The organism is Halopseudomonas oceani, from assembly GCF_963677335.1.
GTDB lineage: Bacteria > Pseudomonadota > Gammaproteobacteria > Pseudomonadales > Pseudomonadaceae > Halopseudomonas > Halopseudomonas oceani.
Window position 1 is genome coordinate 955,113 of sequence record NZ_OY781932.1, and the last position, 18,839, is coordinate 973,951.

An 18,839-nucleotide genomic window follows, 5' to 3' on the forward strand; every position below is an offset into this window, starting at 1 on the left:
TAGTCAGTGCTTCCCCTAACTCGACAGGTGACGTAATCGACCCGAGCCTGCACAATACAGGCTGTCTCGGGTAATCAGGTGTAAGGGTCATCAAAGCATGCGGATGCGGGTGTTGCTGCTGGGCAAGTCGTCACTCCTTGGACGCGCACTGAACGTGCAGGCGGCAGTGGAAGATATCGAATTCCTGACACTGGATGATGAGCCCGCGCAGTGGCAGCCCGAAGAGATCGCTGGTTGGCTTGAATACTTGAGCCCGGATGCGGTTGTCGATCTGTCTTTTTACCATCAGCAGTTTCAAGTGCTGGCGCCTGCCGCCGAGGCGCTGGCGCAGCATACCCGGTTCGCGGAACAACTGATTGCCGAGTGCAGTCAGCGTGACCTGTTGCTGTGCATGCTGTCCAACACCCGCGTCTTTGATGGCAGCAAGGGACAGCCTTATACCGAGAAGGACCCGTTGCAGCCGATTGGTCTGCATGGTGAGCAGCAGGCTGCGCTTGACACCCTGCTTGAGCAGCGTTGTCGCCGTCATCTGCTGCTGCGTTTCAGCTGGGTTCTGGATGCCTCGGAAGGCGGGATGCTGCAGCGCCTGGTCAGCCAGTTATGCAGTGAGCAGACAGTGGTGCTGGCAGAGGAGTGGCGGGGCAATCCGACCACGGTGGCGGATGCCGCGCGAGTGGTGTTGAGTGCGCTGAAACAGCTGGATTGCACCGCTGAACTCTACGGTTGTTACCATTACGCCAGCGGTGAAATGGCCAGCTGGATCAGCTTTGCCCGGACGCTGGCGCAGGAGCTAGTTTCCTGCGGACAGATCGAGCGTGAGCCCGGCATCGAGCCGGTCGCCTTTGAAACGCAGCCTGCGGCTGCACTGGAGCCGCGCAATGCGGTACTCAGCGGACGCCGGCTGCTCTACACCTTTGGTATCAAACCACGCACCTGGCGTATCGGCCTACCCGAATTGCTTAATTAAAAAAGCCCTGAGATCACGGAGGATCCCAGGGCGAAGTGCAGCCGTGAGTGAGATCGAGATCAGGGCTTAGAACTTGTAGCCCAGGCCGACCATGTAAACCAGCGGGTCGATGTCGACATCAACGGAGACCTTGGTCGGGCCTGAGTAGGTTGTGCCAGTGGTTTCGATGTCGATGTAGCGGATTTGGGCGTTCAGCATTACCTTGTCGCTCAGCATGTAATCCATACCCAGCTGTGCTGCCAGGCCCCAGGAGTCATCCAGGTCCAGGCCGCTGAAACCTGCGGCTTCTGCTTCGCTGCTCAGCTTGTCATCGAACATCCAAGTGTAGTTGATGCCCAGGCCCGCGTACGGTTGGAAGGCGGAGCTGCTGGCCATCGGGTAGTACAGCACGCTGACAGTCGGCGGCAGGTGTTTGGTGGAGCCCAGCTCCAGACCGCCCAGACCTTTGGTGCCGATGTCATGCTCGAACGGAGTGGCAGCCAGCACTTCAACAGCCCAGTTGTCGGATAGCATGTACGCTAGGTTCAGACCCAGTTGGGTGTCGCTATTGAGGGTGGCGGCAGTGCCGGCCTGGGCTACACCGCCAACCTTGACGCGGCTGCTATCCTCTTTCGGGTCAACAGTAACGGCACCGGCACGGACGATGATGTCGCCTGCCTGGTGGGCCTGAGCGGTTACCGAGGCGGCCAGCAGGACGGGGGCAAAGAGCGCTGCGAGGCCGAGGCGGGATGCAAAAGCGGACATGTTCAGTCTCCTAATGTGTTGGACAGGTGTCACTTTACGAGCAAGGCTGCAGCGGTCTATTGATCTGGAGCAAGTTGCCGGTCTGAACGGGTGCGGCAGGCTGACGCAGCATTGCATAGTCGTCATGGTTGCTCGCGGACGGCGCAGCAAAGACAATGTCGCTCCTATGTCTGGCTGGCGCTGCCAGCGCGTGTTGAGGGGAGAGGGATGAAATCAGTATGGCTGACGGTACTGTTGCTGCTGCCATTGAGTCTGCAGGCCGAGCAATTGCTGGAGCAGGCGCAGCAGCAGAGCGAGGCGCTGACCAGCGAAGCGGTGGCAGCACAGCAGCGCATTGACCTGCTCGACGATGCTACCCGCGCGGCGCTCACCGAATACCGGCAGGCCAGCACGCAGGCAGAGGCGCTGACCGAATACAGCGAGCGGATGCAGCAGTTGGTCCAGACCCAGGCGGCCGAGATCGCCAGTCTGCAACAACAGATTGACAGCGTTGCCGACACCCAGCGCGAGATGGTGCCGCTGATTCGGCGCATGATCGAGTCGTTGGATGCCTTTGTTGCACTGGATCTGCCTTTCCTGCTGGAAGAGCGCGAGGAGCGGATCGCCCGTTTGCAAGCGTTGCTGGTTGAGCCGGAGGTCAGCGTTGCCGAGTTGTATCGCCGGGTCCTGGAGGCCTACCAGATCGAGAGTGATTACGGCCGCACGCTGGAGGCCTGGCGCGGCCCGTTGGGCGAAGGCGAGCAACAACGGGTCGTCGAGTTCCTGCGTGTTGGTCGGCTGATGCTGTTCTACCAAAGCCTGGACGGGCAGCAGCAGGGTTATTGGGACACCGCCCAGGGGCAGTGGCAGGTGCTGCCCTCCAGCTACCGGCGGGCGCTGGATCAGGGCATGGCGATTGCCCGCAATGAGCAGACGCCGCAGTTGTTGCGCTTGCCGATGCCCGTGGTCAGTGCGGAGGTGACGCCATGAAGTGGATTATTCCACTGCTGATCTGTGCGATCGCGCCGCTGGCACAGGCACAGACGCTGAACAAGGAAGCGCTGCTGCAGAGCATTCGTGATACCCGCAATGCCGAGCAGGCGGCGATGCAGGCGCGTGAGCAACAATTCCTGCGCGAGCGTGATCAGCAGCAACAGCGGCTGGCGCAGGCCCGTACACGACTGGCGCGGGCGCAGGCCAGAGCAGACCAGCTGGACGCGCAGTTCAAAGCTCAGGGTGACCAGTTGGCCGCATTGAGAGAAGAGCTGACGCAGCGCAGCGGCAATCTTGGGGAGCTGTTTGGGGTCGTCCGTCAGGGAGCTGGTGATACCCTTGGGCAGTGGCAGGACTCGCAGCTCAACCGTCGTTTTCCCGAGCGGCGAGACGAACTGGAAGCGCTGGCGCAAAGCAGCAGAATCCCCAGCGTTGAGACGCTGGAGCAGTTCTGGTATCGGTTGCAGCAGGACATAACCGCCAGTGGCGAGGTGGCGCAGATCAGTGCGCCTGTGGTTGATCGCAAGGGCCTCAGCACCGCGATGCCGGTGGTGCTGGTCGGCCCCTTCGTTGCCCTTGCCGAGCCGGGGTATCTGCTTTATCAGCCTGACAGCAACAGCCTGGAGTTGGCCGCTCGCCAGCCGGGCAGTAGCGGGCTGGTCGGCGACTTTCTCGCGCCGCGTGAGGCACCTGCCGATCTTTTGGTCGACCCCGCCGGTGGACAGGTCATCGCGCAACTGCAGCGCACGCCGGATCTGCTGACCCGGCTGTCGCAGGGCGGCATCGTTGGCTATGTGATTGTCGCGCTGGGTGTGTTGGGTGTACTGCTGGCGCTGGCACGACTGGTTTGGCTGCAGCGGGTGCAGCGCGGTGTGGATCGTCAGATCGACGACCTCAACGCGCTGCGCAGCGACAACCCGCTGGGGCGGGTGCTGAGCGTGATCGGCAGCAAGCCGCGGCTGGAGGAGCTGGACACCCTCGAACTCAAGCTGGATGAGGCCATTCTGCGCGAAACGCCGGCGCTGGAGCGCTGGCAGGGGTTGATCAAACTGCTCGCCGCAGTTGCGCCGCTGCTCGGGCTGTTAGGTACCGTGACCGGTATGATTGCGACCTTTCAGGCGATTACTCAGTACGGCAGTGGCGACCCGAAGCTGATGGCAGACGGTATTTCGCAGGCGCTGGTAACCACCGTTCTGGGGCTGCTGGCGGCGATTCCGCTGCTGTTTCTGCACAGCCTGGTCGCGGCGCGCAGTAAGGCGCTGATTCAGTTGTTGGAGCAGCAGAGTGCAGGGTTGATCGCGCTGCATCTGGGTGGCGGAGAGTCGCGTGACTGATCTGCTTTGGCGCCTGCTAGCGTTTCTCGACAGCGGCGGCTGGGTGCTGTGGACCATTCTGGGGGCCACTGTGCTGCTGTGGACGTTGATGCTGGAGCGACTGTGGTATCTCGCGCTGGTGTTCCCGCAGCAGGCGCAGGCGTTGCAGCAGCGTTGGCTGGCGCGCGGTGAACGGCGCAGCAGTGCTGCACGCCATATTCGTACTGCCTGGCTGGCGCAGGCGCAGGCGCAGCTGGCGCGTTTCATGCCGCTGGTACGGGTGCTGATTGCGCTGTGTCCACTGCTCGGGTTGCTGGGCACGGTCAGCGGCATGATTCAGGTGTTTGATGTGATGTCGCTCAGCGGGAATGGCAACCCGCGGGCGATGGCCGCCGGCGTGTCGCGCGCGACAGTCCCGACCATGGCCGGTATGGTGATCGCGATCAGCGGTCTGTTTTGTCTGGCGCGGCTGGATCAGCAGGCACGAAGGGCGCTGCAGCGCCTGTCCGATCGTCTGCAGCAGGATTAGGAGAGCACCGATGCGCATGCGCAGACATCACGCTGGTAGCGACGAGGAAGCGGGTATCGATCTGACGCCGATGCTCGACATCGTCTTTATCATGCTTATCTTCTTTATTGTGACCAGTTCCTTTGTGCGCGAAGCCGGTATCGACGTGTTGCGCCCGAGTGCTGACAGCGCGGTGAGCAAGCCGCGAGCGAGCATTCTTATTGCTGTCAGCGCGGATGGTGAGATCTGGATGGATGGTAAGGCTGTTGATATCCGTGCTGTACGTGCGGCCGTCGAGCGTATGCGTGTCGATCAGCCGGACAGTACCGTTGTAGTGCAGGCCGATCGTGATGCACGCACCGGATTGGTGGTGCGCGTGATGGATCAGGCCAAGCTGGCTGGCGTCGAGGATGTGGCGCTGGCGGCGACGGCGGGGCCGTGATGCGGCTGCTGGGCAGTTTTTTTCTGGCCCTGCTGGTGGCGTTGGCGCTGTTCGGTCTGATGCTGGCGCTGGTTATGCCGCCAGAGCGGGTCGAGCAGCCCGAGCGCGAGGTGCTGCGTATCGGGGTTACCCGTAGCGTGGCCGACACCCCCAGCGAGCGTAACCAGCCACAGCAGGCGCCGGAGCGTCCGACTCCGCCACAACGGCCGCGAGTGCAGCCACCGACGCCTGTTGCCCCGCCATTGCCAACGCCGACGTTGAAGATTGAAGTCCCGCAACTGCAAAGCGATCTCACGACCAGTGCCGCCCCAGCGCAACCGGTGCTGGAACCCGCTGCTGTGGCCGCCGCGCCGAGTGAAGCGAGCAGCAATTCGGCGCCTCAGGCTGCGGCGCACGGTGCACCCGAGAGTGATGCACAAGAGCTGGTAGCGCTGAATCTGGTCGAGCCGGAGTACCCGGAGCGGGCGCAAAGGGCAGGTATCGAGGGAACGGTTACTCTGCAGTTTGTGGTGAACGCCGAGGGGCGTGTCGAGAACATCAGAGTGCTGAGTTCCGAGCCGCCCGGTGTGTTCGACCGCGCTGCCCGCAGAGCGGTCAGCCGCAGCCGATTTGTGCCTCGGCAGGAAAACGGTATCGCGGTCGCGCGGGAGGCAACCAAGGAGTTCCAATTCGTTCTTCCGGGGCGGCACTGATGCGCGCCTGGATTTTCAGCTGTTTGCTGCTGGCGGCGCCGGTGTTGGCCGAGCAGATCGACCCGAGGGTCTACAGGGCGCTGGATGATGCCCGGGCGGCCGAGCAGGGTGGTGATCAGGCTGCCGCTCGCCTGCAGCTACAGGCGGCATTGCCGGCGAGCGCCGAGGGTAGTCTGGAGCGTGCGCTGTTACAGCAGCGATTGGCCTACATGGCGATTGATGCCGGTGATGCCGAACATGCGATTCACTGGTTGCGCGAGTCGCTCAATCAGCACGCGCTGGGCGCTGAGGTTGAAGCGCAGGATCGGGCCAACCTGGCCCGTTTACTGATGCAACAGCAGCGTTACCGGCAGGCCGTCATGGAGCTGGAGCAACTGCCGACAAGCGATGCCAGCCGCGAGTTGCTGGTCCAGGCCTACCGCGAGCTGGGTGAGTTCAGCAAGGCCCTGCCGCTGGCCGAACAGGTGGTGCGCCGGCGCCCGGAGGCCGGGGATATCTGGTATCAGTTGCTGGTCGGCATGAACTACGAAATCAAGCGCTACTCTGAGGCCGCGCGCTGGCAGCAGGTATTGCTGACCCGCGCGCCGGACAATCGGGCCAATTGGCGTCAACTGGCCAGTCTGCAGAGCTTGGCCGGTCAGCAGGCCAAGGCGGCGGCGACCATGCGGCTGGCACAGCTGGCGGGTGTTGGGCTGACTCCCGGCGATATGGAAACACTGGTCGCGCTGCATACCCGTGCGGGCGCACCCTGGCAAGCAGCCCGCCTGCTTGAGCAGTTGTTGAGTGATCGCCTGCTGGACAGCACGCTCGAGCGTCAACGTCAGTTGGCCCAGTTGTGGCAAGCGGCGCGGGATTATCCGCAGGCCCTGCAGCTTTGGCTGCGGGTGGCGGCGGCTTCAGGGCAATCGGCGGACCGCCTGCAGGTGGCCTGGTTGCAGTATCAGCAAGAGCAGTGGCAGGCGTTGCTGGCTACCTTGCGAGGTTTCCAGCCATCCGGAACGGTACAGCGCAATCAGGTCAACCTGCTTCGCACGCTGGCGGAGCAGGCGCTGGAGGCGGCTCAGTAGGCAAACTCCTCAATCCCGCTGGCGTCCAGGCGATAACCCGCGTTTGCCAGCTCGCTTTCACTCTGCTCGACCCGCAAGGTGCCGGTGATCCAGTACGGCACCCAGGTTGCGTCCAGAGCGATGCCGATTTCACTGTGAACCAGCACGATCTGGTTCGAGGGGGGGGGTGGTACGTGGATGCAGGCACCGAAGTAGGGTACCAGCAGAAACTCGGTGACGCGCTGGTTTGGGTCGACATTGAGCGGAACCACATAGCCCGGCAATTTAACCTCCTGGCCGTCCAGTTCTGCGACTGTGGGCGCGTTGGTCATGCTTTGGGTTAACGGATCGGCAGGGGGCTGATCTTCCGATTGGAGGCCGTCATGGCGTGCCGGCGGCATCCCGTACAGGTAGCCGGTACCGGCGGGCACCAGTTCCTCCCAGCTAAGCTCGCGGGCGGCTTCAGCTGGCAGGGCAAGCAGACCCAGGGTCAGAGCAAGCAGGCGGGTGAGGCGGGTCATGGTCTGTGCAGACTCCTAAAGTCGAATGGATAAGCCGTCGAGCAACGCCTGTCGATAGGCACGCCAGGCTGGAATGCATCCCATCAGCACGCTGGCGCCGACGATGCCGGCAAGCAGCGCCAACTCGTTGCCGGTTGGCCAGCCGAGCGGCAGGAACAGACCGTATTGCTGTTCCAGCCAGGGCCGGGCCACAGCGATGCCGGCGTACAGCAGGCCCAGGCCGAGAGCGATACCGGCGATGGTCAGGCTGACAGCCTCCAGCAACAGCAAGCCGAAGATATGCAGCGGCCGCGCACCGACCGAGCGCAGTACGGCCATTTCCCGGCGTCGCTCGTTCAGGCCACTGAGAATCGCGGTCAGCATGCCTACCAGTCCGGTCAGTACGACAAATACGGACACCAGCAGCAATGCTTTTTCCGCCACGCTAAGCAGCCCCCAGAGTTCCTGCAGGGCAACGCCGGGCAGGATGGCCAGCAGCGGCTCACCCGTGAACTCGTTGATCTGACGCTGCAAGGCAAAGGTATCGATGCGGCGATTGAGGCCAAGCATAAACGCGGTAATGGCGTGCGGCGTCAGGTCCAGCTCACGCGCCTGCTCGGCGCTAATCCTGCCGGCGCCGCGCGCGGGCATGCCCTGCTGCCAGTCCACGTGCAGGGCTTCGATGCCTTGCAGACTAACATGGATAGTGCGATCAACCGGGGTGCCGGTCTTGGCCAGGATGCCGACTACGTGGAAGGGTTTGTCCGCATGTTTGACGAAGCTGACCGCGCCGGCGCCGTGGGCCAGCACCAGCTCGGTGCCGAGCTGATACCCGAGTTCCTGTGCGACGTCCGCGCCGAGCACCGCATCATAGAGATCGGAAAACGGCTGGCCCTGGCTGAAGCTCAGGCTGCGATTGCGGCCAAAGTGGTAATGCTCGAAATAGGCCTGACTGGTGCCGAGTACGCGGAAGCCGCGGTGTGAGTCACCAAGCGACAACGGGATAGCCCATTTGACCTGCGGCTGACTGCTGATCTGCTGGAAGCTGTCCCAGCGAATATTGTTAGTGGCGTTGCCGATACGAAAAACGGAATACAGCAGCAACTGAACCGAGCCGGAACGGGCTCCGACGATCAGGTCAGTGCCGCTGACGGTGCTGGCAAAGCTGCTGCGAGCCTCGGTGCGAACCCGCTCAACGGCGAGCAGCAGGGTGACGCTCAGGGCAATTGCAAGCACGGTAAGCAGGGCAGAAAAACGGCGGTTGGCCAGACTCTGGATAGCAAGGCGCAGCAGATACATCAGAATATCTCCGGCTGACTGGCGCGGTTCAACTCGGCCAGCGACAGGGCGCGATCAAAGCGCGTGGCGAGGCTGGTGTCGTGGCTGACAAACAGCAGGCTGCTGCCCATCTGTGCGCACTCGTCGAACAGCAGCTTGAGAAAGGCGTCGCGGCTGTCGGCATCCAGTGCCGAGGTCGGTTCGTCCGCGATGACCAGTTCAGGGCTGCCGATCAGTGCGCGGGCGGCGGCCACGCGCTGTTGCTGGCCGATCGACAGGGCGCTGGCGCTGCGTTGTTGCAGGGTGGTATCGCTTAGCCCGAGTTCTCGCAGCAGATGTTCGGCGGCGGCGTTCAGGCTGGGATGTTGATGCAGTGCACGTTCGCGGCGCAGGGCTGAAAAGCGGCAGGGCAGCGTAACGTTGTCGAGTACCGACAGGTACGGCAGCAGGTTGAACTGCTGAAACAGGTAACCGGTGTGGTCGGCGCGGAAGCGGTCTCTGCGCAGGGCGGAGAGTTGACCCAGTGACTGGCCCAGCACGTTGATCTCGCCCCTCTGCGGCTGGTGCACTCCGCCGAGCAGTCCGAGCAGCGTGGTCTTGCCGCTGCCGGACGGGCCCTTGAGAAACAGCCGCTCTCCCGGCTGAAGGGTGAAGGCCGGAATGTCCAGCAAGGTCGGCTGGCCCGGCCAGGCGAACTGCAGGTCAGTGACCTGCAGCAGAGGTGTGGTCATGTTGGCTTTAGTCCAATGACAGCGTGGGTTGGTCGGCGGTCAGCACGGCGCCATGCTGGCCGCTGGTGGTGATGGCCTGCACCTGAATGCGCTGCATCGCCGGAAAGCTATTGAACAACGGCAGGGTCAGCGCTTCAAGTCGCTCGGGAGTCGAGCAGTTGAAGTCAAAGCGGCCCTCGATATCGGCGTGTTCACCGTGTTCATGGTCGTGATGATCGTCGTGGTCATCATGCTGTTCATGTTCGCCCGATGCGTGATCGTCATGATGCTCATGCTCATCCGAGTCTTCGTCCTCGTGTGCGGCAAACAGGGGGCTCTCCAGCTCGACTTGCTGCAGTGTGCAGCCGGCTGCCGGGGTGAAACTGAACAGCGTGTCAGCCTGTTCGAGTGCCGCTTTGACGCGGGCGACGGTAGCGCGATCCTCGTCATTGCTTGGCAGGTGCTCGAAGCCAACCAGATTGGCTGCGGGGCTGTCGAGCTCAAGGCTCACGAGGCTGCCATCCACCACCAGGTTGAGGCTTGCAACGCCGTGCTCATGGGCGCCGAGGCTGGCGTGCTGGTGTTCTTCGGCAAGGACGGACTGGCTGACGGACAGGGCGACGCTCAGGGCAAGCAGGGTACGGCGCATGGGTAAGCTCCTGGTTGAAATAAAATGTTATCTTATTTCATTTTTGCGATAAGGCAACCCCGCATTTATCGCTCCCGGTCATGCGCTGTCGCCGACGCGGGAGCGATTGGTTGAATCAGTAGAGGGCCTGGTACAGCTTGCGGCGGTATTGCACCGTGAGCGGGTGATCGCCCCCCAGCAGATCAAAGACCTGCAGCAGGGTCTTCTGCGCTGCTCCGTCATTCCAGCTGCGGTCGCGCTGCAGCAGGTCAAGCAGCGATGCCAGGGCGCTGTCGCCATGGCCATCGGTGAGGTCGTGCAGGGCCAGCTGGTAGCGTGCCTCGCTGTCACCTGCGTCGGCGTTCAGGCGTGCTTGCAGTTGCTCGCGGGAGGGGATGTCGCTGGTCTGGCGGGCGAAATTCAGTTGCGCCTTGAGTGCGCTCAGGGTTTGTTTGTGGCTGTCTTGCTGCTGGACGGCGCTGATGACTTGCTCGGCGTCGTCCAGTTGGTTGTCGGCCAGCAGTGCGCGAGCCAATACCAACAGCAACGCATCATCCGGCTCCGCCTGCAGGGCCGATTGCAACAGGGTGATCGCCTGCTGCGGCTGGCCAGCATCGATCAGCGCCTGTGCCTGGCTGGCCAGATCTTCTCCGGGCTGCTCGGCAACGGGTGCGGGCTCGTTGACGTGCGGCGTCAGCAGCTCACGAATGGCACTCTCAGTTTGTACGCCGGCGAAGCCCTCGACCGGCTGGCCGTCCTTGAATAGTACGACGGTCGGCAGACTGCGGATGCCGAAGCGCTCGGTCAGGCCTGGCTCTGCGTCGCAGTTGACCTTGGCCAGCAGCAGTTCGCCTTCGTAGCTGTCGACAATTTTCTCCAGTACAGGAAAAAGCGCTTTGCAGGGCGCGCACCAGTCGGCCCAGAAGTCCACCAACACGGGTTTGTGGAAGGAGTTTTCGAGCACGTAGCGATCGAAGGTATCGGTGGTGGCGTCGAACAGATAGGGCGATGACATGGACTATTCCGCTGCGGTGATATCGAGTTTGGCTTATATGGTGGCGATGGCGCCAAGGTCAAGGGGTAAGCTGGTACAGGCTGACATCGCGAAATTCGAGCGGCTCACCCAGATCGGGCCAGGTACGCCCCGGTAGGATGGCGCTGCGCTGGTAACGCGGGTGGGTCAGGTTACGTACCCGCGAGTCGGCAATCAGTACGTTGCCGGCGCGCTCGGCGAAGTGGTCCAGCAGCGGACGGTTCTCGATGTCGTAGAGCACGTCAGCGGCGATAAGCAGATCGATCTCGCCTTCAACGGCGAAGTAATTGTCAGACAGCACGATCTGCATGTCATTGAGCCGGGCGTTGAGTGCGCAGGCCAGCAGGGCGGGGCGGTCGAGGTCACAGGCAATAGCCTGTTCGGCGCCCGCCATGCGGCAGGCCAGGGCGACTACACCGGAACCCGCGCCGAAATCCAGTACCCGCTTGCCGCGCACCTGTTCTGGGTGATCCAGCACCCAACGCGCCAGCGCCAGACCGCTGCCCCAACAGAATCCCCAGTAGGGAGGGTGCTCCAACAGACGACGGGTTTCATCGCTAGCGAAGGCACGATCGAGATTGCGCGGATCGAGCAACCACAGCTCCAGTTCCGGCAGGCCGGGCAGGCGGCTCGGCACAAGCTGGGCATCGGGCAGAACCTGATGCAGTTCAGCGGTAAGGGCGTCGAGTGTCATGGTCGGGTTCCTGAAGTCAGGCGGGCATTGTAGCGAGTTCACTCGCTGTCGGGTGTTGCGGTGTCAGCGGTATGTCGGCCAGCCGGGTGCGCAGGAACTCGATTAGTGCCCGGGTGGCCAGGGTTGGATAGAGGTTGGGCGCGGTCAGCAGGTATAGGTGATCGCCCCAGGCGTCGACTCGCGCGCGGTAGCCAGGCAGCACGGCTTTCAGGCTGCCGGCATTCAGCTCCTCGCTCACCGCGTAGTAGGGCAGCAAAGCGCAACCCAGCCCCTGCAGCGCGGCGCGCCGCAGGAACAGCATGTCCTCGGTCTGCAAGCGTGGGCGCAGGGTCAGCTGCTGGCTGTGCTTGCCATCGGACAGTTCCAGCGGCAGGCGCAGGTCCGGCACCTTGACGCTCACGACATCACAGCGCAGCAGGTCCTCCGGCGCCGCTGGTGTACCGATGCGTTGCAGGTAGCTGGGGCTGGCGCACAGCACCCATTCGATGGGGCCCAGATCGCGGGCGACCAGCGTATCCGGCGGGGTGTTGGTGACGCGAATGGCGACGTCAATTTCCTCGGCTACCAGATCGAAGATGCGGTTGCTGAAGGTCAGCTGCAGGGTCACATCCGGATAGGTGTCGGCAAACTCCAGCAGCAGCGGGCCGATGATCTGCTGGCCAAGCGCCGAGGGTACGCTCAGGCGCAAATGGCCGCGCAGGTTGCGCCCGAGGTTGTCGACCGTCGATTGCAGCGCGCTCAGCTCCTGGCTAATACGGGCGGCGTGTTCATATAACGCCCAGCCGATCTGGGTCGGCTCGACCCGCCGGGTAGTGCGGCGCAGCAGCTGCACCTGCAGATCCTGCTCCAGTGCCTTGAGGCGCCGGCTGATATGCGAACGCGAGGTGCCAAGCCGACGAGCTGCACCGCTCATGCTGCCGGCTTCGACGATGGCGCTGAAGTACTGCAGGGTTTTGATATCCATAATTGTTGCCGATTAGTAAACAGTTTGGGCATTGGGTGTGTGCATTGTAGATCAAGGGCGGCGCTTCTATAGTCGGTCAACCACAACTACAAGGAATGCACGCATGAGTATGCCCGCCGTACTGCAAGGCAATCTGAGCCTGCCGGTTATCTGTTCGCCGCTGTTTATCATCTCCAACCCGGATCTGGTTATTGCCCAGTGCAAGGCCGGTGTTGTCGGCTCGTTTCCGGCCCTCAACGCGCGCCCGGCCGAAGTGCTGGACGAATGGCTGCAGCGCATTACCACCGAGCTGGCGGACTACAAGGCGGCAAACCCGGATGCTGTGGTGGCGCCGTTTGCGGTCAACCAGATCGTGCACAGCAGCAACGACCGCCTGCAGCACGACGTCGAACTGTGCGTGAAGTACAAGGTGCCGATCATCATCACCAGCCTGCGCGCACCCAATGAAGTGGTTGGCCCGATTCACAGCTATGGCGGCCTGGTGTTCCATGACGTGATCAACGTCAAGCACGCCAAAAAGGCTATCGAAGCCGGTGTCGATGGCCTGATCCTGGTGTGCGCTGGCGCCGGAGGGCATGCCGGTCAGCTCAGCCCGTTCGCGCTGGTGTCGGAAATTCGCGCTTTCTACGACGGCCCGATCATCCTCTCGGGCTCGATTACCAAGGGTGAGCAAATTCTCGCCGCGCAGGCAATGGGCGCGGATCTGGCCTATATGGGCACCCGCTTTATTGCCACCCATGAAGCCAACGCTGACGAGGCCTACAAGCAGATGCTGGTGGATACCGTTGCCGCCGACATTGTCTACAGCAACCTGTTTACCGGCGTGCACGGCAATTATTTGAAGCCGAGTATCGTCAACGCCGGCATGGACCCGGATAACCTGCCCGAAGGCGACAAGAGCAGCATGAAGTTCGGCTCCGGTGGCAGCAGCAAGACCAAGGCTTGGCGCGATATCTGGGGCGCAGGTCAGGGCGTTGGCAGCATTGGCGCGGTCACCTCGACAGCGGAAGCGGTCAGCACGCTGGAGCGCGAGTACCACGAGGCACAGGAGCGCATGGCGCGTATTACCCAGCCCTTTGGAGCGCGCTGATATGACGGCCGAGCTGGTTTGCGGCGAGCTGCAGCGCAGCGGTGACGAGCTGGACCTGCGCGCGCAGCGTCTGGCTGGTGGTCTTGCGCGCATGGGGGTGGAGGATGGAGACGTCATCGCCGTGATGCTGCGCAATGGCCCGGTATTTATCGACGCTATTCAGAGCTGTCAGACCGCGGGATGCTACTACTGTCCGATCAACTGGCACTTCAAGAGCGATGAGGTGGCTTATTTGCTGAATGACTCGGCGGCCAAGGTGCTGCTTGTCGAGGCTGATCTGCTGGCGGCGCTTGACGGTGCCATTCCGGCGGGCGTGCATGTGCTGGTAGTTGGTGGCGGGGCAGAGGATGCACGCGACTACGAGCGCTGGCTGGCGCAGCAGGCACCCTACGCCGGTCCCGAGCGTACGCCGCGAGCTCACATGGCGTACACCTCCGGCACCACCGGGCGCCCCAAGGGGGTCGTGCGGCTGGCGCCGCCGCCAGAGGCGCGCGCGCAGATGGCCGAGCATATGCGCGAGCTGTGCCGGATTGCCTGGGGCATAACCCCCGGCACGCGCGCTCTGGTGACCGCGCCGCTGTATCACAGCGCGCCAACCTCCTATGCCCAGCAGGCGATCCAGCAGGCCGAAACACTGGTGGTCATGCCGCGCTTCGACGCCGAGCAGACGCTGGCGCTGATCGAACAGCACCGGATCGAAACCGTTTATCTGGTGCCGATCATGTACGTCCGCCTGTTGCGTCTGCCGGCTGAGGTGCGGGCCAGGTACGATATTTCGTCCGTGCGCTTTGTTGCCTCGACCGGCGCGCCCTGCGCTCCGGACGTTAAACAGGCGATGCTCGACTGGTGGGGCGACGTGATTTTTGAAACCTACGCCTCCAGTGAGACCGGCATGATCACCCTGCAAGACCCCCAGTCGGCCCGGCGTAAGCCGGGTAGCGTAGGGCGACCGATCGGTGATACGCGGATCCGCATCGTTGCTGAGGATGGCAAGGTGTGCGGTGTCGGTGAGCCCGGCGTGATCTACGTGCGTCAGCCGCTGGTGCCGGATTTTACCTACCTGAACAACGACGCGGCTCGTAGCAAGGCCGGACTCGACGACCTGGCAACCGTGGGTGATATCGGCTATCTCGATGCCGACGGCTACCTCTATGTCTGCGACCGTCAGTCCGACATGGTGATCTCCGGTGGTGTGAACATCTATCCGGCGGAAATCGAGCATGTGCTGATCACCCTGCCCGGGGTGCGCGACTGCGCGGTATTCGGTATACCGGACGCCGAGTATGGCGAGTCTTTGATGGCGGTGGTCGCCGTCTCCGACCCGGATCTGGATGAAGCTGCCGTTCAGGCGTTTATCCGCAGCAACATGGCCGGTTACAAGGTTCCCCGGCGTGTCGAGCTGGTGGATATGCTGCCCCGTGACGACAACGGCAAGGTGGCCAAGCGCAGGTTGCGTGATAGCTATCTGAGCGCCAGCGCCTGAACACGGTGTTTCCATTTAGGCTCTGCTGCTGTTTCAGCCTGCCCGGCTTGGTGATCAGGCAGCCTCTCTGATCCGGCGCCGGGCGGCTGAAACGCAGGCAGCCCGGTCGGGTGCGACAATGTGGTAGTTGAAATGTAATGACACATTTCATCCGCGGCCTACAAAAGGTAAGATGTAGGCCGTTTTTTATTCGCCTGGGAAAACCTGCATGCACTGTCCATTCTGTGGCGCACATGACACCAAGGTGATCGACTCTCGTCTTGTGGCTGAGGGCGATCAGGTACGTCGGCGCCGCGAATGTCTGGCCTGCCAGGAGCGCTTCACCACCTTTGAGACCGCCGAGCTGGTCTTGCCCCGTGTCATCAAGCAGGACGGCCGTCGCCAGCCCTTTGATGAAGACAAGCTGCGTGCCGGTTTCCAACGCGCGCTGGAAAAGCGTCCGGTGAGCGTCGAACAGATCGAGGCCGCGATCGGTCATATCAAGCACCGCTTGCGGGCGACCGGCGAGCGTGAGGTCAAGGCCCTGGCTGTCGGTGAGATGGTCATGCGCGAGCTCAAACAGCTCGACGAAGTGGCCTATATCCGATTTGCGTCTGTTTACCGCCGCTTCCAGGACCTCAATCAGTTCCGCGAAGAGATCGAGCGGCTTGCGCGCCGCGATCAGGATGAAACGGATGCCTGATTGGAGCACGGCTGACCGGGAGTGGATGAGTCGAGCATTGATGCTCGCTGAGCGGGGTGTCTTTACCACCGAACCCAATCCGCGCGTTGGTTGTGTCCTGGTCGCAGACGACCAGGTTGTCGGCGAAGGCTGGCACGTACGTGCCGGCGAAGGCCACGCGGAAGTCAACGCGCTGGCGCAGGCCGGCGACCGGGCGCGTGGCGCCACTGCCTACGTTACCCTCGAACCCTGCAGTCATTTTGGTCGCACGCCACCCTGCGCCGAGGCGTTGGTCAAGGCAGGTGTCCGCCGTGTGGTTGCGGCCATGCAGGACCCGAATCCCCTGGTTGCCGGTAACGGCCTGAATCGGCTGCGCGAGGCGGGTATCGAGGTCAGTTGCGGCCTGCTTGAGGCACAGGCTCAAGCGGTCAACCCCGGGTTTATCAAGCGTATGCAGCAAGGCCTGCCGTGGGTGCGGGTGAAGCTGGCGATGAGCCTTGATGGCCGTACGGCGATGGCCAGTGGTGAGAGCAAGTGGATTACCGGGCCCGCTGCCCGTGCCGATGTGCAGCGCCTGCGCGCGCGTAGTGGGGCGGTTGTCAGCGGTGCCGACAGCGTGCTGCTGGATGATTCTGCGCTGACCGTACGTGCCTCCGAATTGGGGTTGCCCGAAGACGAAGCCGCGTCAGCCGCTGCGCGTCAGCCGCTGCGCGTCTTGATCGACAGTCTGCGCCGGGTGCCGCTGGATCAGCGTTTTTTCCGAGAAACGGGGCCGACATTGGTCATAAGTACCAGTGCAGAACAGGCCGCCGATGATTATCGTGCTGCTGGCAGTGAGCTGCTGGCGGTCCCCGGTGCAGACGGCAAAGTCGATCTGCACGCGGTGCTGCAGACCCTCGCCGGGCGAGGCTGCAATGAGGTGCTGGTGGAAGCTGGCGCCGGCCTGTCTGGTGCCTTCTGGCGCGCCGGGCTGGTTGATGAACTGATTGTGTATATGGCGCCGCGTCTGCTCGGAAGTCAGGCGCGGCCGTTGATGCAATTGCCCTTCGAAAGCATGAGTGAGGCGATGGACGTAGACATCGTCGACATGCGCGCAATAGGCCAGGACTGGCGCATCACAGCACGACCGATTTTCCCTTCCTGAGAGTGTAAGACAATGCAAAGTAGTGTGCAGATACTGCTGTGGATAATGGCGGTAGTGGCCTTTTTGGGGGTCGTGCTGGAAGAAGTCATTCACGTCAACAAGGCCAAGGTGGTGCTGCTGTTCGGGGCACTTTCCTGGCTGGTGCTGTTTATCGCGGCGCCGAGCGATGCGGTACGGGAGCATGTGCAGGATGCTCTCAACGAGAACATCACCGATATCGCCAGCCTCTGGCTGTTCCTGCTGGCAACCATGACCTTCGTCGCCTATCTCAACAAAAAGGGGCTGATCGAGAACGTTATCTATCGCATCCTTCCCGGACGGATTACCGAGCGCAAGCTGCTGTTTCTGACCGGCGCATTCTGTTTTGTCTTTTCCTCCATCGCCGATAACATCACCGCCACCCTGGTGTCGGTGGCGTTGGTATTGAGCCTCAATCTGGAGCTGCGCAAGATGCTTCGCTTCGCCACGTTGGTGGTGTTTGCGGTCAACTCCGGCGGTGTCGCGATGATCACGGGTGACGTGACCACCCTGATGATCTTTATGGCTGACAAGGTCGAGATCACCAACTTGCTGCTGCTCAGTGCGCCGGCATTGATAGCGGTGCTGCTGCTGGCCGGGTTGCTGTCGATCGGCATGAGCAACGAAGTGATCATCGAGAAGAACCAGTTGCACGAGTTGCGTGGGGTGGATCAGGTCATCGGCGGGCTGTTCCTGCTGACCATCGTCTCCACCATTCTGCTCAGCCTGTTCTTTGCTATTCCGCCGGTGCTGACCTTCCTGACCGGCCTGGCGCTGATGTTTTTGATTGCACGGTTCTTCAACGAAGACATCGATGCGGACCCGATTCTGGAGTACATCCGCGTTATCGAGTTCGAGACGCTGCTGTTCTTCCTCGGCGTGCTGCTGCTGGTTGGCATGCTTCAGTATATTGGCACCCTGCAGAACCTGACCGCGCTGTATGACGTTATGCCGACCCTGCTGGCCAACTTCCTGATGGGTATGCTGTCGGCCCTGATTGATAACGTACCGCTGACCGCTGCGCTGCTGAAAGCTGACCTGCATATGAACGTCGCCGAGTGGATGGGGCTGACCTACGCTGTCGGTGTGGGCGGTTCCCTGCTTATAATTGGTTCCGCTGCCGGCATCGTCGCCATGAGCAAGATGCCCGGCCTGACATTCATGACCTACCTGCGCAGCTTTGGCTTGTTGCTGATGGCCTTTGCCTTCGGCTTCATCGCTGTCTACGGTCTGGGTCTGCTGGTTTCCTGACCGGCATAGGCGAAAGCGAGGCAATTCATGTTTACCGGCATTATCGAAGCGGTTGGTCAGATTCAGAGCATGCAGCCCAAGGGCGGCGACGTACGTCTGTATGTGCGCACCGGCAAGCTGGATCTCGGGGACGTCAAACTGGGCGACAGCATTGCAGTCAACGGTGTCTGCCTGACTGCCGTCGAATTGCCGGGTGACGGCTTCTGGGCTGACGTCAGCCAGGAGACTATTCGCCGCACCGCGCTTGCCACCCTCAAGCCCGGTAGCCGGGTCAATTTGGAAAAGGCGCTGACACCGACTACCCGTCTAGGTGGTCACCTGGTCAGCGGTCATGTCGATGGCGTCGGCAAGGTGCTGTCGCTGCAGCAGGACGCTCGCTCATGGCACTTCCGCGTGGAAGCCCCGGCCGAGCTGGCCAAGTACATTGCCCACAAAGGCTCTATTACTGTTGACGGCACCAGCCTGACCGTCAACGCGGTGGAAGGCGCGGTCTTCCATCTCAACATCGTTCCGCACACCCTGCAGGAAACCGTCATGGGCGATTACCAGCCCGGCACCACCGTCAATCTGGAAGTGGATCTGATCGCCCGTTATCTGGAGCGTCTGCTGTTGGGCGAAAAAGCCGCCGAGCCGACATCTACTGGCATCAGCATGGCCTTTCTGGCGGAAAACGGGTTCCTCAAGTCTTGATATAACCAGCC

At 62.3% G+C, this 18,839-nt stretch carries 21 protein-coding genes; 13 read left to right on the forward strand and 8 right to left on the reverse strand.

The window, feature by feature from the left end:
- Positions 1 to 97 precede the first annotated feature (97 nt).
- Positions 98 to 967 (forward strand): sugar nucleotide-binding protein, encoded by an 870-nt coding sequence (locus ACKPCU_RS04490; RefSeq protein ID WP_321350202.1) that lies wholly within the window; start codon positions 98 to 100, stop codon positions 965 to 967.
- Between the two features lie 66 nt (positions 968 to 1,033).
- On the opposite strand, the gene ACKPCU_RS04495 is transcribed toward ACKPCU_RS04490, so the two are convergent.
- Positions 1,034 to 1,726, reverse strand: a complete 693-nt coding sequence (locus tag ACKPCU_RS04495) for an OmpW/AlkL family protein (RefSeq protein ID WP_321351736.1) — start codon at positions 1,724 to 1,726, stop codon at positions 1,034 to 1,036.
- Positions 1,727 to 1,918: 192 nt separating this feature from the next.
- Between ACKPCU_RS04495 and ACKPCU_RS04500 the strand changes: the two genes are divergently transcribed.
- Genes ACKPCU_RS04500 through ACKPCU_RS04525 form a run of 6 tightly spaced genes read left to right on the forward strand, consistent with a single transcriptional unit; the run spans position 1,919 to position 6,705 of the window.
- The gene (locus ACKPCU_RS04500; RefSeq protein ID WP_321350204.1) at positions 1,919 to 2,680 is read left to right on the forward strand and encodes a DUF3450 domain-containing protein; all 762 of its coding nucleotides are present in this window, start codon (positions 1,919 to 1,921) and stop codon (positions 2,678 to 2,680) included.
- Positions 2,677 to 4,017: a MotA/TolQ/ExbB proton channel family protein gene (locus ACKPCU_RS04505; protein ID WP_321350206.1), complete on the forward strand. Its 1,341-nt coding sequence runs from the start codon at positions 2,677 to 2,679 to the stop codon at positions 4,015 to 4,017. Before ACKPCU_RS04500 ends, ACKPCU_RS04505 begins: the two co-directional genes overlap by 4 nt.
- Positions 4,010 to 4,525, forward strand: coding sequence for a MotA/TolQ/ExbB proton channel family protein (locus ACKPCU_RS04510; RefSeq protein WP_321350208.1), 516 nt, complete (start codon positions 4,010 to 4,012; stop codon positions 4,523 to 4,525). The genes ACKPCU_RS04505 and ACKPCU_RS04510 overlap by 8 nt, the downstream gene beginning before the upstream one ends.
- Positions 4,526 to 4,535: 10 nt before the next feature.
- Positions 4,536 to 4,946, forward strand: a complete 411-nt coding sequence (locus ACKPCU_RS04515; protein WP_321350210.1) for an ExbD/TolR family protein — start codon at positions 4,536 to 4,538, stop codon at positions 4,944 to 4,946.
- Positions 4,946 to 5,638 carry an energy transducer TonB gene (locus ACKPCU_RS04520; protein WP_321351738.1) on the forward strand — a complete coding sequence of 231 codons (693 nt, stop codon included), beginning with the start codon at positions 4,946 to 4,948 and terminating at the stop codon, positions 5,636 to 5,638. The genes ACKPCU_RS04515 and ACKPCU_RS04520 overlap by 1 nt, the downstream gene beginning before the upstream one ends.
- Complete coding sequence (locus ACKPCU_RS04525) at positions 5,638 to 6,705, forward strand: tetratricopeptide repeat protein (RefSeq protein WP_321350212.1); 1,068 nt, start codon at positions 5,638 to 5,640, stop codon at positions 6,703 to 6,705. The genes ACKPCU_RS04520 and ACKPCU_RS04525 overlap by 1 nt, the downstream gene beginning before the upstream one ends.
- Here the strand turns inward: ACKPCU_RS04525 and ACKPCU_RS04530 are convergent.
- The 7 genes from ACKPCU_RS04530 to ACKPCU_RS04560 all read right to left on the reverse strand — a co-directional run bounded on the left by ACKPCU_RS04530 (position 6,699) and on the right by ACKPCU_RS04560 (position 12,491).
- Positions 6,699 to 7,205, reverse strand: a complete 507-nt coding sequence (locus tag ACKPCU_RS04530) for a DUF3299 domain-containing protein (RefSeq protein ID WP_104739466.1) — start codon at positions 7,203 to 7,205, stop codon at positions 6,699 to 6,701. The two genes, ACKPCU_RS04525 and ACKPCU_RS04530, sit on opposite strands and share 7 nt — an antisense overlap.
- Positions 7,206 to 7,220: 15 nt before the next feature.
- Positions 7,221 to 8,483: an ABC transporter permease gene (locus ACKPCU_RS04535; protein ID WP_104739467.1), complete on the reverse strand. Its 1,263-nt coding sequence runs from the start codon at positions 8,481 to 8,483 to the stop codon at positions 7,221 to 7,223.
- Positions 8,483 to 9,193 carry an ABC transporter ATP-binding protein gene (locus ACKPCU_RS04540; protein ID WP_321350215.1) on the reverse strand — a complete coding sequence of 237 codons (711 nt, stop codon included), beginning with the start codon at positions 9,191 to 9,193 and terminating at the stop codon, positions 8,483 to 8,485. The genes ACKPCU_RS04535 and ACKPCU_RS04540 overlap by 1 nt, the downstream gene beginning before the upstream one ends.
- A gap of 7 nt (positions 9,194 to 9,200) precedes the next feature.
- Positions 9,201 to 9,821, reverse strand: coding sequence for a DUF2796 domain-containing protein (locus tag ACKPCU_RS04545; RefSeq protein ID WP_321350217.1), 621 nt, complete (start codon positions 9,819 to 9,821; stop codon positions 9,201 to 9,203).
- A gap of 115 nt (positions 9,822 to 9,936) precedes the next feature.
- Complete coding sequence (gene trxA / locus ACKPCU_RS04550) at positions 9,937 to 10,815, reverse strand: thioredoxin (RefSeq protein WP_321350219.1); 879 nt, start codon at positions 10,813 to 10,815, stop codon at positions 9,937 to 9,939.
- Between the two features lie 58 nt (positions 10,816 to 10,873).
- Positions 10,874 to 11,527 carry a class I SAM-dependent methyltransferase gene (locus ACKPCU_RS04555; RefSeq protein WP_321350221.1) on the reverse strand — a complete coding sequence of 218 codons (654 nt, stop codon included), beginning with the start codon at positions 11,525 to 11,527 and terminating at the stop codon, positions 10,874 to 10,876.
- Between the two features lie 16 nt (positions 11,528 to 11,543).
- Positions 11,544 to 12,491: a LysR family transcriptional regulator gene (locus tag ACKPCU_RS04560; RefSeq protein ID WP_321350223.1), complete on the reverse strand. Its 948-nt coding sequence runs from the start codon at positions 12,489 to 12,491 to the stop codon at positions 11,544 to 11,546.
- A gap of 103 nt (positions 12,492 to 12,594) precedes the next feature.
- Here ACKPCU_RS04560 and ACKPCU_RS04565 point away from each other — a divergent pair, with 103 nt between their 5' ends.
- The 6 genes from ACKPCU_RS04565 (at position 12,595) to ACKPCU_RS04590 (ending at position 18,828) form a co-directional block, all read left to right on the forward strand.
- A complete protein-coding gene (locus ACKPCU_RS04565; protein WP_321350225.1) occupies positions 12,595 to 13,581 on the forward strand; it encodes an NAD(P)H-dependent flavin oxidoreductase in 987 nt (328 codons plus the stop codon).
- A gap of 1 nt (position 13,582) precedes the next feature.
- Positions 13,583 to 15,064, forward strand: coding sequence for an AMP-binding protein (locus tag ACKPCU_RS04570; RefSeq protein ID WP_321350227.1), 1,482 nt, complete (start codon positions 13,583 to 13,585; stop codon positions 15,062 to 15,064).
- A 208-nt stretch (positions 15,065 to 15,272) separates the two neighbouring features.
- Positions 15,273 to 15,746 carry a transcriptional regulator NrdR gene (gene nrdR / locus ACKPCU_RS04575; protein WP_104739474.1) on the forward strand — a complete coding sequence of 158 codons (474 nt, stop codon included), beginning with the start codon at positions 15,273 to 15,275 and terminating at the stop codon, positions 15,744 to 15,746.
- A complete protein-coding gene (ribD, locus tag ACKPCU_RS04580) occupies positions 15,739 to 16,869 on the forward strand; it encodes a bifunctional diaminohydroxyphosphoribosylaminopyrimidine deaminase/5-amino-6-(5-phosphoribosylamino)uracil reductase RibD (RefSeq protein WP_229744476.1) in 1,131 nt (376 codons plus the stop codon). The genes nrdR and ribD overlap by 8 nt, the downstream gene beginning before the upstream one ends.
- 12 nt (positions 16,870 to 16,881) lie before the next feature.
- Complete coding sequence (nhaD, locus tag ACKPCU_RS04585; RefSeq protein WP_321350231.1) at positions 16,882 to 18,138, forward strand: sodium:proton antiporter NhaD; 1,257 nt, start codon at positions 16,882 to 16,884, stop codon at positions 18,136 to 18,138.
- Positions 18,139 to 18,165: 27 nt separating this feature from the next.
- On the forward strand, positions 18,166 to 18,828 hold the full coding sequence (locus ACKPCU_RS04590; protein WP_321350234.1) for a riboflavin synthase: 663 nt from the start codon (positions 18,166 to 18,168) through the stop codon (positions 18,826 to 18,828).
- The last annotated feature ends 11 nt before the right edge of the window (positions 18,829 to 18,839 follow it).